The organism is Streptomyces sp. NPDC099050 (assembly GCF_044759865.1).
Classification (GTDB): domain Bacteria; phylum Actinomycetota; class Actinomycetes; order Streptomycetales; family Streptomycetaceae; genus Streptomyces.
In genome coordinates this window covers 198666-215755 of the sequence record NZ_JBIWAE010000008.1, presented here as the reverse complement: position 1 = coordinate 215755, position 17090 = coordinate 198666, and the positions used below count along the sequence as shown (strand labels likewise).

At 71.9% G+C, this 17090-nt stretch carries 13 protein-coding genes; 6 read left to right on the top strand and 7 right to left on the bottom strand.

What is annotated here, in order from left to right; translation table 11 throughout:
• Positions 1-306: 306 nt before the first annotated feature.
• Positions 307-1608: a ferric reductase-like transmembrane domain-containing protein gene (locus ACIQV3_RS16345; protein WP_403713054.1), complete on the bottom strand. Its 1302-nt coding sequence runs from the start codon at positions 1606-1608 to the stop codon at positions 307-309.
• Between the two features lie 167 nt (positions 1609-1775).
• Here ACIQV3_RS16345 and ACIQV3_RS16340 point away from each other — a divergent pair, with 167 nt between their 5' ends.
• Genes ACIQV3_RS16340 through nirD form a run of 3 tightly spaced genes read left to right on the top strand, consistent with a single transcriptional unit; the run spans position 1776 to position 6177 of the window.
• Positions 1776-3245: an NAD(P)/FAD-dependent oxidoreductase gene (locus tag ACIQV3_RS16340; protein WP_403713053.1), complete on the top strand. Its 1470-nt coding sequence runs from the start codon at positions 1776-1778 to the stop codon at positions 3243-3245.
• 2 nt (positions 3246-3247) lie between these two features.
• A complete protein-coding gene (nirB, locus tag ACIQV3_RS16335) occupies positions 3248-5839 on the top strand; it encodes a nitrite reductase large subunit NirB (RefSeq protein ID WP_403713052.1) in 2592 nt (863 codons plus the stop codon).
• Positions 5836-6177, top strand: a complete 342-nt coding sequence (gene nirD, locus ACIQV3_RS16330; protein ID WP_403713051.1) for a nitrite reductase small subunit NirD — start codon at positions 5836-5838, stop codon at positions 6175-6177. The genes nirB and nirD overlap by 4 nt, the downstream gene beginning before the upstream one ends.
• A gap of 40 nt (positions 6178-6217) precedes the next feature.
• Here the strand turns inward: nirD and ACIQV3_RS16325 are convergent, their stop codons facing one another.
• The gene (locus tag ACIQV3_RS16325; RefSeq protein ID WP_403713050.1) at positions 6218-6625 is read right to left on the bottom strand and encodes a VOC family protein; all 408 of its coding nucleotides are present in this window, start codon (positions 6623-6625) and stop codon (positions 6218-6220) included.
• A gap of 134 nt (positions 6626-6759) precedes the next feature.
• Entirely contained in the window at positions 6760-7296 is a 537-nt protein-coding gene (locus tag ACIQV3_RS16320; RefSeq protein WP_403713049.1) for a group III truncated hemoglobin, read from the bottom strand.
• Between the two features lie 251 nt (positions 7297-7547).
• Here ACIQV3_RS16320 and ACIQV3_RS16315 point away from each other — a divergent pair, with 251 nt between their 5' ends.
• Positions 7548-8708: an alkaline phosphatase PhoX gene (locus ACIQV3_RS16315; protein ID WP_403713048.1), complete on the top strand. Its 1161-nt coding sequence runs from the start codon at positions 7548-7550 to the stop codon at positions 8706-8708.
• 70 nt (positions 8709-8778) lie between these two features.
• Here ACIQV3_RS16315 and ACIQV3_RS16310 read toward each other — a convergent pair whose 3' ends face one another.
• The 3 genes from ACIQV3_RS16310 to dusB form a co-directional block, all read right to left on the bottom strand.
• Complete coding sequence (locus tag ACIQV3_RS16310; protein ID WP_403713047.1) at positions 8779-9864, bottom strand: helix-turn-helix domain-containing protein; 1086 nt, start codon at positions 9862-9864, stop codon at positions 8779-8781.
• Between the two features lie 467 nt (positions 9865-10331).
• On the bottom strand, positions 10332-13040 hold the full coding sequence (ppdK, locus tag ACIQV3_RS16305; protein ID WP_403713046.1) for a pyruvate, phosphate dikinase: 2709 nt from the start codon (positions 13038-13040) through the stop codon (positions 10332-10334).
• Positions 13041-13415: 375 nt separating this feature from the next.
• Positions 13416-14558, bottom strand: a complete 1143-nt coding sequence (gene dusB, locus ACIQV3_RS16300) for a tRNA dihydrouridine synthase DusB (protein ID WP_403713044.1) — start codon at positions 14556-14558, stop codon at positions 13416-13418.
• Positions 14559-14622: 64 nt separating this feature from the next.
• Between dusB and ACIQV3_RS16295 the strand changes: the two genes are divergently transcribed.
• Entirely contained in the window at positions 14623-16086 is a 1464-nt protein-coding gene (locus tag ACIQV3_RS16295; RefSeq protein ID WP_403713042.1) for an MFS transporter, read from the top strand.
• An 82-nt stretch (positions 16087-16168) separates the two neighbouring features.
• On the opposite strand, the gene ACIQV3_RS16290 is transcribed toward ACIQV3_RS16295, so the two are convergent.
• On the bottom strand, positions 16169-16624 hold the full coding sequence (locus tag ACIQV3_RS16290; protein WP_403713041.1) for a MarR family winged helix-turn-helix transcriptional regulator: 456 nt from the start codon (positions 16622-16624) through the stop codon (positions 16169-16171).
• A gap of 90 nt (positions 16625-16714) precedes the next feature.
• Between ACIQV3_RS16290 and ACIQV3_RS16285 the strand changes: the two genes are divergently transcribed.
• Positions 16715-17059 carry a DoxX family protein gene (locus tag ACIQV3_RS16285; RefSeq protein WP_403713040.1) on the top strand — a complete coding sequence of 115 codons (345 nt, stop codon included), beginning with the start codon at positions 16715-16717 and terminating at the stop codon, positions 17057-17059.
• The last annotated feature ends 31 nt before the right edge of the window (positions 17060-17090 follow it).

Below are 17090 nucleotides of genomic sequence, written 5' to 3'. Positions count from 1 at the left end.
CCGGCACCCGAACACCGGGCCCGGGCGCAGCCAAACCCAGCCCGCCCGGCACCCAAGCACCGGGCCCGGGCGCAGCCGAATCCAGCCCGTCCGGCGTTTGAGGACCGGGGTCCGGGGCGGAGCCCCGGGGAACGGGCGAAGGGCGGGTAGGGGACACGCCCCGCGCAGCGGCAAGGGACACGGGCAGGGTGACGTGCAGCGGGTGACGCACGGGGCGGCGACCTCTCGGGGCCTCGGGGGCGGAAACGGAAGCGGGCGGGCGCCGAAGCGGGCGGGCATGGCAGCGGCAGCGGACCGGCGGCGGGCTCAGAGCCCGAAGCACTCCGCGTGGATCCGCCCGGCCGGCACCCCCGCCCGCAGCAGCGCGGACTGCGTGGCGTCCGCCATTCCGGGCGGCCCGCACAGGTACACGTCGTGCTCGGCCAGCTCCGGGACCAGCGCGGCCAGCGCCTGCGGAGCCAGCGGGTCGAAGGCGGCGCCCGACGGCCCGAGCAGGTAGTGCAGCCCGGCCTGCCGTTCGGCGGCGATGGCCTCCAGTTCGGAGCGCAGGACGAGCTGCTCCTCGGCGCCCGCCCGGTAGAGCAGGGTGATGTCCCCCGGCCCGCCGGGCAGGGTCTCGAACAGGGCCCGCATCGGGGTGATCCCGACCCCGCCGGCGATCAGCAGCACCTTGGTCCGGGTCCGCCGGGCGGCGGTGAGCGCCCCGAAGGGCCCGGTGGCGAGGACCCGGGTGCCGGGGCGCAGCCGGCGGATCCGGCGGGAGTGGCCGCCGAGGGCCTTCACGGTGATGCGCAGGGTGTTCCCGCGGACCGGCGCCGACAGCGAGAACGGCAGCGCGGTGTGCCACAGCCGGCGTTGGAGGAACCGCCAGCGCAGGAACTGGCCCGGCTCCGCGCGCAGCTCCGCGAGGTGCTCCCCGTAGACGAGGACGGAGACCACCCCGGGTGCCTCGTTGCGGACCTCGGCGACGCGCAGCGCGTGCCGCAGGGCCTGGCGTACGGGCACCACGGCGCGGTACCAGAGCAGCAGGACGGCGACCACGGCGTGGGCGAGGGCCCAGAACCAGACGACGAGGGCCAGGTCGGGCCCGGCGAGCTGGTGCCCGAAGGCGAGGGCGGCGGCGAGGTACACCAGGAGGTGGACCCCCCGCCAGGTTTCGTGGCTGACCCGACGGCGTACGGAGCGGGCGGAGGTGATGCCGACGGCGACCAGGAGGGCGGTCCCGGCCGTCGCGGCGGCCAGGGCCGGATAGCCGAGCAGCTCCCGGACGGCGGAGAGCACGTCGACCCCCTCGTGCACGGCGTAGCCGCAGAGCGCGAAGGCCGCGTGCCCGAAGCAGAGCAGCAGGACGTGGCGGCCGCCCAGCGCGTGCCAGCGGGCGAGCCGGGCCGCGCCCACCCCGTGCTCGACGGCGGGGACCCGGGCCATGAGGAACAGCAGGACGAGCACCCCGTACCCGGCGAGCAGGCCGGACAGGTGCGCGGCGGTCGCGAACAGCGCGTCGATCCGGGCCGAGGCCCGCACCTGGACGGCCCACAGCAGGGCGACGGTCCCCGCCCCGCCGAGCATCCCGCCCTTGACCCGAACCACCATGTCCCGCTCTCGCATACGGCCACGCTACGGGCGCTCCGGCGGTCTCCCGGGCCTTCCCGGTGATCCTTAAGGCGGCCTTGAGGAACGCCTCACGGACCCTTAACCCGCACGCTGAGGTCGAGGTTCCGTCGGGGAAACAACGGCGATGCCGTGGGGAAACAGCGGCCGCGCACTCTCGTGTCATGACCTCGGAACAGCAACGCGTGGTGGTGATCGGCGGCGGCCTCGCCGGCCTGCGGCTCGCCGCCCGGCTGGGCGGGGACGTCCGCGTCCTCGGTGAGGAGGAGCACGCCCCGTACAACCGGGTGCTCCTCGCGGAGGTCCTGGCCGGCCGGTACGCGCCGGAGGTGACGGCCCTCCCGGCCCCCGGCCCGGCGCTGCGCCGGGGCGTGCGGGCGGTACGGATCGACCGGGCGGAGCAGGTGGTCCACTGCGACGACGGCTCGGTCGAGCGGTACGGCACCCTCGTCCTGGCCACGGGGTCGAACCCGGTGCTCCCCCCGCTGCGCGGCCTGTTCGAACCCGAGGGCCGGGAGCTCCCCGCGGGTGTCCACGCGTTCCGCACCATGGACGACTGCCTGGCCCTGTCGGCGGCCGTACGCCCCGGCGTGCGCGCGGTGGTGATCGGCGGCGGCCTCCTCGGCGTCTCGGCGGCCCGCGCCCTGGCCGAGCGGGGCGCGCAGGTGGTCCTCGCGCAGCAGGGCGAACGCCTGATGGAACGCCAGCTGGACGCCGAGGCCTCGGAGCTGCTGCACGCGCACTTGACCGGCATGGGCGTGGAGATCCACACGGAATGCCGCGTCCGCGGCCTGACGACAGCCTCCGCGGCCCCGCTCCCCCCGGCCGGAGCTGACGTCGCCCTGCGGGCGATCCGGCCGGCCGACCCGCGCGTGCAGGCCGACGCCGGCCAAGATCCAGCCCCTCCGGCGTGTGAGGAGCGGGCCCGGGCAGAGTCCGGAACGCCCCGCGGGGCCGCCGCTCCCGAAGCCGCCCCCGCCCGCACCCCCGCCCGCACCCCGGCCCGGCGCCCGGGAACCGGCCAGGAGCCCCGCCGGGTGACCGGCGTAGACCTGGCCGTCGGCTACCACCTCGACGCCGACCTCGTCGTACTCGCCTGCGGCGTCCGCCCCCGCACGGGACTGGCCCTCGCCGCCGGCCTGGACGTTCGCACCGGCATCCTCGTCGACGACGAGCTCCGCACCAGCGACCCCCGCATCCACGCCGTCGGCGACTGCGCCGAGCACGCGGGCCGGGTGTACGGCCTGGCCGGCCCCGCCCTCGAACAGGCCGACGCGCTCGCCGGCGTCCTCCTCGGGACCGGCCGGGGACTCGGCCCGGACCCCGCCTACGGCGGCACCCGCGCCCTGACCCGCCTCACCCTCACCGCCGGCGGCGACCGGCCCCTCGATCTCGCCGCCTTCGGCGAGACCACCCCGCTCCCCGGCGACGACGTGGTCCGGCTCACCGACGCCACCCGCCGCACCTACCGCAAGGTCGTCATCCGCGGCGACCGCCTCGTCGGCGGGGTCCTGCTCGGCGAACTCTCCAGCGTGGGCGCCCTCGCCCGCAGCTGGGAGGACGGCGCCCCCCTCACCGACCAGCACGGTCCCACCGACCTGCACCACCTGCTCACCGACGACGGAGGCTCCTGATCATGGCCGCAGCCACGCCCCATCCCGCCCCGGCCACCGCCCAGGCCGCCGCCCCCGCAACCGCCCCCGCCGCTGCCCCCGCCCTCGTGCTCATCGGTCACGGCATGGTCGGCCAGCGCTACCTGGAGGCGCTCGCCGAACTCGGCGCCACCTCCACGCACCGGATCACCGTCCTCTGCGAGGAGCCGCGGCCCGCCTACGACCGCGTGCACCTGACCTCGTACTTCTCCGGCAGCACTCCCGAGGACCTCTCCCTCACCCCCGCCTCCTTCATGGCGGAGCACGGGATCGCCCTGCACCTCGACGATCCCGCCGAGAGCATCGACCGGGAGGCCCGGACCGTCACCTCGCGCTCGGGGCGGGTGTTCCCGTACGACGTGCTCGTGCTCGCGACCGGCAGCTACCCCTTCGTGCCGCCGGTCCCCGGCAAGGACGCCCCGGGCTGTTTCGTGTACCGCACGATCGAGGACCTCCTCGCGATCGAGGAGTACGCCAAGACGCGGACCACCGGAGCCGTGGTCGGCGGCGGCCTGCTCGGGCTGGAGGCCGCCGGCGCGCTCAAGGGCCTCGGACTGGCCACCCGCGTCGTGGAGTTCGCGCCCCGGCTGATGCCCGTCCAGGTCGACGAGGGCGGCGGGGCGGCCCTGCTGCGCACCATCGAGAACATGGGCCTCACCGTCCACACGGGCGTCGGCACCCAGGAGGTCCTGACCGGCGAGGACGGCTCCGTCAGCGGCATGAAGCTGTCCGACGGCTCCAGCGTCGACACCGACCTGGTCGTCTTCTCCGCCGGTGTCCGCCCCCGCGACCAGCTCGCCCGCGACAGCGGCCTGACGGTCGGCGAACGCGGCGGCATCTCCGTCGACGCCCGCTGCCGCACCTCCGACCCGCACGTCTACGCCATCGGCGAGTGCGCGCTGGCCTCCGACGGCCGCGTCTACGGCCTGGTCGCCCCCGGCTACGAGATGGCCGAGACGGCCGCCTCGGACCTGCTGGGCCGCGAGAAGGAGTTCACCGGCGCCGACCTCTCCACCAAGCTCAAGCTCCTCGGCGTGGACGTGGCCTCCTTCGGCGACGCCCACGGCGCCACCGCCGGCAGCCTCGACGTCGTCTACTCCGACTCCCGCTCCGGCGTCTACAAGAAGGTGGTCGTCTCCGCCGAAGGCGTCCTGCTCGGCGGCGTCCTGGTCGGCGACGCCGACTCCTACGGGCTGCTCCGCCCGCTCACCGGCTCCGTACCGCCCGTCACCCCCGAGCAGCTGGTGCTGCCCGCCGGCGCCGGCGCACCCGTCGCGCTCGGCCCGGCCTCGCTCCCGGACGGCGCGGTGATCTGCTCCTGCCACAACGTCACCAAGAAGGCGATCACCGCCCACACGACGGTGCCCGAGGTCAAGAAGTGCACCAAGGCGGGCACCGGCTGCGGGAGCTGCCTCAAGGTGATCGGCCAGCTGATGCCGCCGGCCGCCGACAAGGGGCTCTGCGACTGCTTCGCCTTCACCCGCGCGGAGCTCTACGAGATCGTCCGCACCCTGCGCGTGACCTCGTACGAGCGGCTCCTCGACAGCCACGGCCGCGAGGAGGCCCGCGGCGGCGAGGGCTGCGAGGTCTGCAAGCCCACCGTCGGTTCGATCATCGCCTCGCTCGCCCCCACCCTCGGCGCGAGCGGCTACGTCCTGGACGGGGAGCAGGCCGCCCTCCAGGACACCAACGACCACTTCCTCGCCAACCTGCAGCGCAACGGCTCGTACTCGGTCGTCCCGCGCATCCCCGGCGGCGAGATCACCCCGGACAAGCTCATCGTGATCGGCGAGGTGGCCCGCGACTTCGGCCTCTACACGAAGATCACGGGGGGGCAGCGCATCGACCTCTTCGGCGCCGCCATCGACCAGCTCCCCCTCATCTGGGCGCGGCTCGTCGAGGCCGGGTTCGAGTCCGGGCACGCGTACGGCAAGGCCCTGCGGACGGTGAAGTCCTGCGTGGGCCAGACCTGGTGCCGCTACGGGGTCCAGGACTCCGTACGGATGGCCATCGACCTGGAGCTGCGCTACCGCGGCCTGCGCGCCCCGCACAAGCTCAAGTCGGCGGTCTCCGGCTGCGCCCGCGAGTGTGCGGAGGCGCAGAGCAAGGACTTCGGGATCATCGCGACGGCGAGCGGCTGGAACCTCTACGTCGGCGGCAACGGCGGGGCCACCCCGCGCCACGCCGACCTCCTCGCCCAGGACCTGTCCGACGCCGAACTGGTCCGGCTCATCGACCGGTTCCTGATGTTCTACATCCGCACCGCCGACCGGCTGGAGCGCACCTCCACCTGGCTGGACCGGCTGGAGGGCGGCCTCGACCACCTGCGGGACGTGATCGTGCACGACTCGCTCGGACTGTGCGCGGAGCTGGAGTCGCTGATGGCCGACCATGTGGCGCACTACCGCGACGAATGGGCCGAGACCCTGGACGACCCGGAGCGGCTGCGCCGGTTCGTGTCCTTCGTCAACGCGCCGGGCGCCCCCGACCCGAGCGTGAAGTTCGTCCCCGAACGCGGCCAGGTCAAGCCCGACCTGACCGTCCTGACCCTGGAGCCCCTGGGAGGCACCCGATGACCGTGGAACTGCAGGTGGCGGAGGGATGGCTCACCGTGTGCGAGCTGTCGGCACTGATCCCCGGTCGCGGGGTGGCGGCGCTGCTGCCCGACGGGAGCCAGGCCGCCGTGTTCGTCGACCGCGCGGGACGCCCGTACGCCATCGGCAACCGGGACCCCTTCACCGGGGCGCAGGTGCTCTCGCGCGGGCTGGTCGGCTCGGTCTCGGGACGGCTCTTCGTGGCCTCGCCGCTGCTCAAGCAGCGCTTCGACCTGGAGTCGGGGCACTGCCTGGACGACGAGGAGGTGGCGGTCCGGACGTACCCGGTACGGACCGCCGCGACCTCGGCGGGCGCCTGATCCGCCCTGATCAGCCCTGATTGGGCCTGATTGGGCCTGATCAGCCCTGGACCATCGACGGGTCCATCCACATGATCTCCCAGGTGTGACCGGAGAGGTCGTCGAAGGCGCGGCCGTACATGACCCCGTGGTCCTGTGCGGGACGGGGCTCGGTGGCGCCCGCCGCCAGGGCCCCGTCGACGAGCTCGTCGACGGCGTCGCGGCTCTCGGCGCTCAGACACAGCAGCACCTCGGAGGTCTTGGTCGCGTCCGCGATGTCCTTGTGGGTGAAGTCCTTGTACCGGGCCTCCGTCAGGAACATGGCCACGATCGAGTCGGTGATGGGCATCGAGGCGCAGTTCTCGTCGGTGAACTGGGCGTTGAAGGTGTAACCGAGCTTGCCCCAGAAGGTCTTGGTGGCCTCCAGGTCCTTGACCGGGAGGTTGACGAAGATCATGGTGGAGGACATCGGGGTCTCTCTTCTCTCGGCGCGTTCCGTTGCTTTCGAGAGGTAGACCGCGGGCCCCCGGGGAACTCATCGCTCCCGGCGAAGTTTTTTCGACCCTTCCTCGACATTTCCTCGACGCGCTACGAACGCGCAGGTCAGGCCTTGATCGAGCGCAGCTCCAGGGCTGCCAGCGGTACGAAGCCCAGCCCGTCGGCGCTCTCCAGCGAGGCATCGGCGCCGGCCAGCCGCTTGTGCAGGGTCAGCGCGATCCGCTCGCCCTGGGCCTTGGCCCGCTCCGCGTTCGGCCCCCGGTGCAGTCCGTCGATCGTGGCCCGCCACAGCTGCACCCAGCGGCCGAAGTCCTCGGCGGTCATCTCGCGGGCCGACTGGAGCGCCGCGTGCGGGGCGAAGGCGTTGCGCCGGTAGTCGGCGCTGCGGAAGAGGGACCGCTCCCAGAAGTCGGTGATCCGGGGCAGGTGCGCGTCGAGGTCGGTACCGGCGATCTCGGTGAAGAAGGGCCCGATGCGCGGATCGGCGAAGGCCGCCGGGTAGAAGCGGCGCAGGACGACGTCGAGGTCGGCGCGGCCGGTGATGTCGGTCACGTCGGTGATGCCGGTGACGTCAGTGGTGTCGGTGATGTCGGTGATGCCGGTGTTGTCGGCGGCAGTGGCGGCCTCGGCACGGGGGTTCATCACTCCACCATCCTCCCGCACCCGGCCCCTCCCCAGGGCAGAAAGTCCCGCATTAAGACGTCCCGCACTGCTTCGATACCGCTTCGGTGCCTCCGGGATTTCCGGAAATCCCCGCAAGCGGATTGACCTCGTGCCGGTCGCTCGCGCGTCATATGGAATTGATGTCGCGTCAACTCCATGCTCCTAGGTTCCTCGACGCGTGCGTGACTCCCGCCCGACCGGGCGCGGAGCCCTCCTCCACAGGAGTGACCGTGGAACGTCGTACCTTCCTTCGCGGGGCCGTCATCGGCTCCTCCGCCGCCGCCTTCGGCGGCACGCTGATGCACGGCGCGGCCTACGCGGCCCCCGCCCAGCCCGGCGCCGGACCTTACGGGGCGCTCGGCGCCGCCGACGCCAACGGCATCATGCTGCCCGCCGGCTTCAGCAGCCGGGTGATAGCCCGCTCCGGCCAGACGGTCCCCGGCACCTCGTACAGCTGGCACAGCGCCCCCGACGGCGGCGCCTGTTTCGCCGACGGCACGGGCTGGATCTACGTGTCGAACTCGGAGATCAACCCCTCCGGCGGTGCGAGCGCCGTGAAGTTCAACTCCTCGGGCACCGTCACCGGCGCGTACCGGATCCTCTCCAACACCCGGCAGAACTGCGCCGGCGGCAAGACCCCGTGGAACACCTGGCTGTCCTGCGAGGAGGTGGACCGCGGCTACGTCTACGAGGCCGACCCGTACGGGGTGAACGCCTCCGTGCAGCGCCCCGCGATGGGCCGCTTCAAGCACGAGGCCGCCGCCGCCGACCCGGTGCGCAAGGTCATCTACCTGACCGAGGACGAGTCCAGCGGTTGCTTCTACCGCTTCATCCCCACCACCTGGGGCAACCTCTCCTCCGGCACCCTGCAGGTCCTCAAGGCCGGCACCGCCACCTCGGGCTCCTTCACCTGGGCCAACGTCCCCGACCCGGACGGCTCGCCGACCAGCACGCGCACCCAGGTCTCGGGCTCGAAGAAGTTCAACGGCGGCGAGGGCTGCCACTACGCCAACGACACGGTCTGGTTCACCACCAAGGGCGACAACCGCGTCTGGCAGCTCAACCTCGCGAACAGCACCTACGAGCTCGCCTACGACGACTCCCTGGTCTCCGGCGGCGGCGCCCCCCTGACGGGCGTCGACAACGTCACGGGCTCCTCGTACGGCGACCTGTACGTCGCCGAGGACGGCGGCAACCTGGAGATCTGCGTGATCACCCCGGACGACGTGGTCGCCCCCTTCCTGCGGGTCACCGGCCAGTCCTCCTCGGAGATCTGCGGTCCGGCGTTCTCCCCCGCCGGCAACCGCCTCTACTTCAGCAGCCAGCGCGGCACGAGCGGCAGCTCCACGGGCGGCATCACCTACGAGGTCACGGGCCCCTTCCGCACCTGACCCCTGACGGCGCCGGATCCGGATCCGGCGGCGCCCCGGCGGGGTCGCGAACCCGCCGGGGCGCCGCCGTTCACGACACCACGGCCCCGCCCTTGAGCAGCGCGGCGCCCAGCGGCGTCACCGTGTGCAGCACCGCGCTGCCGCGCCGCAGCGTGGTGACCAGCCCGGCCTCCCGCATCACCCCGGCGTGCTGGCTCGCGGAGGCCAGCGACACCCCGGCCCGCCGCGCCAGCTCGCTCGTGGTGGCCCCGTCCCCGATCGCCTCGAGCACCACCGACCGGGTGTGCCCGACGAGCTTGCCCAGGGTGTGCTGGCGGTGCCTGCGCCGCTCCTCCGCCGGCCGGGCCGCCTCGCCGCCGGCCTGCGCGGAGGAGAGCTCGGCCGCCGCCGGATACACCAGCACGGGCGCCAGCTCCGGATCGTGCAGGGTCACGGCCGTGCGCCGGCAGAAGAAGGAGGGCTGGAGCAGCAGCCCGCGCCCGCGGAGCCGTACGTCCCGGTCCACCGGGTAGTCGCACTCCAGCACCGGCGCCCGCCACCGCAGCATCGGCGGCAGCGAGGCCAGCAGCTCGTCCGCTCCCCCGTCGAGCAGTGCCCGCCCCCGCGCGGCCCGCTCGGCCTCGATCTGCGCCTGGATGTGGCTCCAGTACGGCTCCACGGCCGCCCGGTGGTACCCGCGCAGCTCCCCCAGCAGCCGGGGCAGGTGCGCGGTATCGCCCTCCATGAAGTCCCGCAGCCGCCTGGGCACCGGGCTCTCGGAGCCGCGGTACGCGCCCCCGCCCGCCGTCGGCGGCATCCCGAAGGCCGCGGCCATGCCGGAGCCGGCCTCCACGCCCCGCCCGAGCAGGGTGAGCTCGCGGCGCAGCCGCTCGGGGCGGATCCCGCGCAGCGCGTCGAGCCCCACGTCCCACCCGTACTGCCCCTCCGTGGGGGTCAGGAAATCGGGGAAATACCCGCGGCTCGGTATCAGCGCACCGAGAAGTCGTGTTTCACCATTCAACCTGGTGCGGGTTTCCGCCCGCCAATCCCCGAAGAGCCGGGTATCCCGCCGGTCCCTTAAACGGTGAAAACTAAGAATCGTTTCCCACAACGCATCCGGACGCCCTGCCATCCTTACGCGCGCGAGGTCCACTCCAGTGAAATGGATACGCAGCACCCGAACCCCCACCTGTGCAACCGCAATCCCCCCGCCCCTCGAGTATGCACGCCGTCACACGTGGTCACCATGGCCTTTCAGCCACAGTTGAAACCCCTTTCGGCGAAGGTGTGACAACCGAAATCCTGTACTCCGCCGGGCACACTCCGGCGCGACCGAAACGCTCCGCGAAGGCCGTGGGGGGCTTTGCGGGGCCTGGCGGTCGGTCGCACCGGGAAGCGCCGACGTGTCCGGCGGATTGGCGGCAGGCGGTGGACGGGTGGGGATCCGTCCACCGCCTGTTGCCGTTAAGGCATCTGGAACAACATTGAACCAATACTGGGCCGGAGGAAGCCGGGGAACAGCGGGGAACACCGCCCCGGAACGCCTCGGAACACCGCGGAAATAGACGCGCCTGCCACCGGACGTCAGGGAACCCGGGGGCAGGCGCGGTCAGTGGGGGCCCCGGCATCGGGGCCGCGGAGGGGTCAGCGGCTGTCGCTGCCCTTCGCCTCGGCGGCGGCGCGGCCGGCCTCCAGGCGCGCGACCGGAATCCGGAACGGCGAGCAGGAGACGTAGTCCAGGCCGACCTCGTGGAAGAAGTGGACGGACTCGGGGTCGCCGCCGTGCTCTCCGCAGACACCGAGCTTGAGGTCGGGGCGGGTGGCCCGGCCGGCCTCGACGGCGCTGCGGACCAGCGTGCCGACGCCGTCGCGGTCGATGGTCTCGAAGGGCGAGACCCCGAAGATGCCCTTCTCCAGGTAGGCGGTGAAGAAGCTGGCCTCGACGTCGTCGCGGGAGAAGCCCCACACGGTCTGGGTCAGGTCGTTCGTGCCGAAGGAGAAGAACTGCGCGGCCTCGGCGATCTGACCGGCGGTGAGGGCGGCGCGGGGCAGCTCGATCATGGTGCCGATGGTCAGCTTGAGGTCGGTGCCGGTGGCGGCCTCGACCTCGGCGATGACCTGGTCGGCCTCCTCGCGGACGATCTCCAGCTCCTGCACGGTGCCGACGAGCGGGACCATGATCTCGGCGCGCGGGTCGCCCTTGGCGTTCTTGCGCTCGGCCGCGGCTTCGGCGATCGCCCGGACCTGCATCTTGAACAGGCCGGGGATGACCAGGCCGAGGCGGACGCCGCGCAGACCCAGCATCGGGTTCTGCTCGTGCAGCTTGTGCACGGCCTGGAGGAGGCGCAGGTCGTTCTCGTTGGCGTCCTTGCGGGACTCGGCGAGGGCGACGCGCACCGACAGCTCGGTGATGTCGGGCAGGAACTCGTGCAGCGGCGGGTCGAGCAGGCGGACGGTGACGGGCAGCCCGTCCATCGCCTCGAACAGCTCGACGAAGTCCTTCTTCTGGAGCGGCAGGAGGGCACTGAGTGCCTCCTCGCGCTCGTCGTCGGTGTCCGCGAGGATCAGCCGCTCCACCAGTTCGCGGCGCTCGCCGAGGAACATGTGCTCGGTGCGGCACAGGCCGATGCCCTGGGCGCCGAAGCGGCGGGCGCGCAGCGCGTCCTCGGCGTTGTCGGCGTTGGCGCGCACCCGCAGGCGGCGTACGCGGTCCGCGTAGGCCATGATCCGGTGCACGGCCGCGACCAGCTCGTCGGCGTCGTCGGCGCCGGCGTGCATGCGGCCCTCGAAGTACTCGACGACCGGGGACGGTACGACGGGTACCTCGCCGAGGTAGACCTTGCCGGTGGAGCCGTCGATGGAGACGACGTCGCCCTCTTCGACGACCGTTCCGCCGACCGTCATGCGGCGGCGCTTGGTGTCGACCTCGAGGTCCTCGGCGCCGCAGACGCAGGTCTTGCCCATGCCGCGGGCGACGACGGCGGCGTGCGAGGTCTTGCCGCCGCGCGAGGTCAGGATGCCCTCGGAGGCGATCATGCCGTCGAGGTCGTCCGGGTTGGTCTCGCGGCGGATCAGGATGACCTTCTCGCCGGAGCGGGACCACTTGACGGCCGTGTAGGAGTCGAAGACGGCCTTGCCGACGGCCGCGCCCGGGGAGGCGGCGATGCCGCGGCCCAGCAGGGTGGTCTTGGCACCCTCGTCGAAGCGCGGGAACATCAGCTGCGCCAGCTGCGCGCCGTTGACGCGCTGGAGGGCCTCGGCCTCGTCGATGAGGCCCTGGTCCACGAGCTGGGTGGCGATGCGGAAGGCGGCGCCGGCGGTGCGCTTGCCGACACGGGTCTGCAGCATCCACAGCTGGCCGCGCTCGATGGTGAACTCGATGTCGCAGAGATCCTTGTAGTGGTTCTCCAACGCCGTCATGATCGTCATGAGCTGGTCGTACGAGACCTTGTCGATGGTCTCCAGGTCCGCGAGCGGCACGGTGTTGCGGATGCCCGCGACCACGTCCTCGCCCTGGGCGTTCTGCAGGTAGTCGCCGTAGACGCCCGCGTGGCCGGTGGCCGGGTCGCGGGTGAAGGCGACGCCGGTGCCCGAGTCGGGGCCGAGGTTGCCGAACACCATGGAGCAGATGTTGACCGCGGTGCCCAGGTCGCTCGGGATGCGCTCCTGGCGGCGGTAGAGCTTGGCGCGGTCGGTGTTCCAGGAGTTGAAGACCGCTTCGACGGCGAGGTCGAGCTGCTCGCGGGCGTCCTGCGGGAACTCGCGGCCGGCCTGCTTGGCGACGATCTTCTTGAAGCGGGTGACCAGCTTCTTGAGGTCGGCGGCGTCGAGGTCGGTGTCGACGGTGACCTTCTTGGCGGCCTTGGCCTCGTCGAGGGCTTCCTCGAACAGCTCGCCGTCCACGTCCAGGACGGTCTTGCCGAACATCTGGATCAGGCGGCGGTACGAGTCCCACGCGAAGCGCTCGTTGCCGGCCTGGGTGGCGAGGCCGGCGACGGACTCGTCGGAGAGGCCGATGTTGAGGACCGTGTCCATCATGCCCGGCATCGAGAACTTGGCGCCGGAACGCACGGAGACCAGCAGCGGGTCGTCCGACTGGCCGAGCTTCTTGCCCATCTTCGCCTCGAGGGCGGCGAGGTGCGCGCTGACCTCTTCGCGCAGCTCGGCCGGGGCCTCGCCGCTGTCGAGGTAGACCTTGCAGGCCTCGGTGGTGATGGTGAAGCCGGGAGGGACCGGCAGACCCAGGTTGGTCATCTCGGCGAGGTTGGCACCCTTGCCGCCGAGAAGGTCCTTGAGGTCGCGGTTGCCCTCCGTGAAGTCGTAGACGAACTTCTGATCTTTGTTTTCCGACACGGGTCTCGACTCCTCGAGGCTCGGTGGCTGCCCTGACGGCCAGGAACATACCCAGATCGAAGGCTTATGGGTACGTCCACTTGGCCGTCATGCGCCCTTAACCACCTGGGTGCCAGCCAATCGAATGTAACTGACGAGTAGCCAAAACCTACGAAGAACCTTCAGATCCCGAAGGGTGAGGTGCTCACTGAGGCTTGTTTGCGCTCGGATGAGCGATCATCGATCCATTTGCGTTCAAGAGTTGAACGGACAAAGGGTGGCACCCAGTGCCACCCTTTGAAAGTCTTATCCGTGACCAATATGCTCATCTGAGCGAAACCTCACCCATGCGTGGCGTATGTCACGCCACCGACGGCACGTTTTGCCACCTGTTTCTCAGCCCCCGGACGTGTCCAGTTCGGCGTCCTCGCTCACGCCCGCGCAGTCATACGGATCGTTCAGCCAGCCCTCGGGCAGGACAACCCGGTTGTTTCCGGACGTACGGCCCCTCGGGCCGTCCGCGCTGTCCGGCCAGGGCTGATCCAAGTCCAGCTCGCTCAGATGAGCATCCAGCTCGGCCAGGGAGGAGGTCACGGCGAGCTTCTGCCGCATCTCCGAGCCCACCGAGAAGCCCTTGGTGTACCAGGCCACGTGCTTACGGAAGTCGATCACCCCGCGCGCCTCGTCGCCGATCCACTCCCCCAGCAGCTCGGCATGGCGCAGCATCGTGCGCGCGACCTCGCGCAGGGTCGGCTTGTGGAAGTCCTCCGGCCGGCCCTCGAAGGCCGCGACCAGGTCGTTGAAGAGCCACGGCCGCCCCAGGCAGCCGCGTCCCACGACCACGCCGTCGCAGCCGGTCTCGCGGACCATCCGCAGCGCGTCCTCGGCGCACCAGATGTCTCCGTTGCCGAGCACCGGGATCTCCGGCACGTGCTCCTTGAGCCGTGCGATGGCCTCCCAGTCGGCGGTGCCGCCGTAGTGCTGGGCGGTGGTGCGGCCGTGCAGGGCTATGGCGGTGACGCCCTCCTCGACGGCGATCCGGCCGGCGTCGAGGTAGGTGAGGTGGTCGTCGTTGATGCCCTTGCGCATCTTCATGGTCACCGGCAGGTCGCCGGCGCCCGCGACGGCCTCGCGCAGGATCGCGCGCAGCAGGTTGCGCTTGTACGGGAGGGCCGAGCCGCCACCCTTGCGGGTGACCTTGGGCACCGGGCAGCCGAAGTTGAGGTCGATGTGGTCGGCGCGGTCCTCTTCGACGATCATGCGGACCGCCTTGCCGACCGTCGCGGGGTCGACTCCGTACAGCTGGATCGAGCGGGGCTTCTCGGTCTCGTCGAAGTGGATCAGCTGCATGGTCTTCTCGTTGCGCTCGACCAGGGCCCGGGTCGTGATCATCTCGCTCACGAACAGCCCCTTGCCGCCCGAGAACTCGCGGCACAGCGTACGGAACGGGGCATTGGTGATGCCGGCCATCGGCGCGAGCACCACCGGGGGCTGCACGGTGTACGGGCCGATCGCGAGAGGCGGGGGAAGCGTGGTCATCCCACCATTGTGGCTCAGCCGCGCCGTTGATCGCATGTCGTTAGTTAGGCGTACTATCGGCCCCATGGACGAGCTGACCCAGCGGCGGCGCCTGCTGATCCTGACGATCTGCTGCATGAGCCTGCTCATCGTCAGCCTCGACAACACCGTCCTGAACGTCGCCCTCCCCTCCATGCGCCGCGATCTGCACGCCTCCGTGGCCGGCATGCAGTGGACGATCGACGCGTACACGCTGGTCCTGGCCTCGCTCCTGATGCTGGCCGGCTCCACCGCGGACCGGATCGGCCGCCGCAAGGTCTTCACGGCCGGCGTCGTGCTCTTCACCGCCGGCTCGGTGCTCTGCTCGCTCGCGCCCAGCCTGGGCTGGCTCATCGCCTTCCGGATGATCCAGGCCGTCGGCGGCTCGATGCTCAACCCGGTCGCCATGTCGATCATCACCAACACGTTCACCGAGCCGAAGGAGCGCGCCCGCGCCATCGGCGTCTGGGGTGCGGTCGTCGGCATCTCCATGGCCGCGGGCCCGCTGATCGGCGGCCTGCTGGTGGACTCGGTCGGCTGGCGGTCGATCTTCTGGATCAACCTCCCCGTCGGCCTCCTCGCCCTCGTCCTGACCCTGCGCTACATCCCGGAGTCCCGGGCCGACCACCCGCGCCGCCCGGACCCGGTCGGGCAGCTGCTGATCATGGGGCTGCTCGGCTCGGTCACGTTCGGGATCATCGAGGCCCCCGCCGCCGGACTGCGCTCCCCGCTGATCCTGGGGTGCGCGCTCGTCGCCGCCTCGTCCCTGGCCGGGCTGCTGGCCTACGAGTCGCGGCGGGCGGAGCCCCTGATCGACCCGCGGTTCTTCCGTAGCGCCCCCTTCAGCGGGGCCACCGTGATCGCGGTCAGCGCCTTCGCCGCGCTGTCCGGGTTCCTGTTCCTGAACACCCTGTACCTCCAGGACGTACGGGGCCTCGGCGCCCTGGACGCCGGCCTGTACATGCTGCCGATGGCGGCCTTCGCCTTCCTCTGCGCGCCGGTGTCGGGACGGCTCGTCGCCACCCGGGGACCGCGACTGCCGCTGCTGGTCGCGGGCGTGACGATGGGGGCGAGCGGGCTGCTGTTCGCCGCCTTCTCCGCCGAGAGCTCGACGGCGATGCTGTTCTGCGGGTACGTGCTCTTCGGCATCGGGTTCGGCCTGGTGAACGCGCCGATCACCAACACCGCGGTCTCCGGGATGCCGCGCGCCCAGGCCGGCGTGGCCGCGGCGGTGGCCTCCACCAGCCGGCAGACCGGCGGGGCGCTGGGCGTGGCGATCGTGGGCGCGGTCCTGGCCGCCGGAATGACCGGCGGGTCCGGCTCCGCCGCCGACTTCGTGTCCGCGGCCCGGCCGGCCTGGTGGATCATCACGGTGTGCGGACTGCTCGTCCTGTGCGTCGGCTTCGCCACCAGCGGCAGCTGGGCCCGGGAGACGGCCCTGCGCACGGCCCGCGCACTGGAGCCGCAGTCCGGCCCCGCGGCGCGCACGGGCGCCTCACCGCGGCAATGAGCCGGGGGGGTTGGGCCGCTGCGCGCGCTCACGTGCCCGCCTGAGCGCCTGAGCGCCTGAGCCTCCGGCCCGCCCTGGCCTCCTACTCCCCGCAGGCGAAGTCCTCGCTGCTCGAGTCGATCCGGTCCAACAGGCCGCGCAGCGCCTCCTGGTCCCGGTCCGAGAGGCGGGCGAAGAGCCCGAGTTCCACCGCGTCGAGGGCCGCGTTCGTCTTCGCGAGGGCCGCGGTGCCCGCGTCGGTGATGGCGACGTTGTGGCGGCGCCGGTCGGCCGGGTCCCGGCGGCGCTCGACGAGCCCGTCGCCCTCCAGGTCGTTGAGGATCCCGACGAGCACGCTCGGGTCCACCTCCAGCCGCTCGGCCAGCGCGCCCTGGCCGATGGGCCCGCCGTCCAGGTGCGTCAGCGTCATCGCGTGGCGCGGGGTGAGTCCGGCGGCGCTGAGCGCCTGCTTCATGCGGGTCTGGGTGACCGATCCGTGCCAGGCCAGCAGCATGCCCAGCCGCTGCGGCGGGTGCGTGGGGTCCTGAGGCGCCGTCATGTCCACATCGTAACAACCGGGAAATGATTGCGCCTGGATAATCGTTGATGATATTCAATGGTTCTACATCGCCGATCGTTGGAGCCCTTCATGTTCATCGCCTATGCCGTCGCCGCCGGACTGCTCGCCCTCACGCTCGCCGCGTCCGCGACCTTCACGCTCCAGCGCAACCCCGCGATCACGGAGAGCATGGCGAAGGTCGGGGTGCCGGACTCCTGGCTCCCCCGGCTGGCCGCCCTCAAGGCCGCCGGCGCGATAGGCCTGGTCGCGGGCCTGTGGCTGCCCCCGCTGGGCATCGCCGCCGCCGTCGGCGTGGCCCTCTACTTCATCGGCGCGATCGTCGCCCACCTGCGCGCGAAGGACTACGCCTTCGCCCCCGCGGCCGTCCTCCTGCTGGTCGCCGCGGCCGCCCTGATCCTGCGCGTGGCGGCCTGACGCTTCCCCCAGCCCCGTCCGCCTTGCGGAC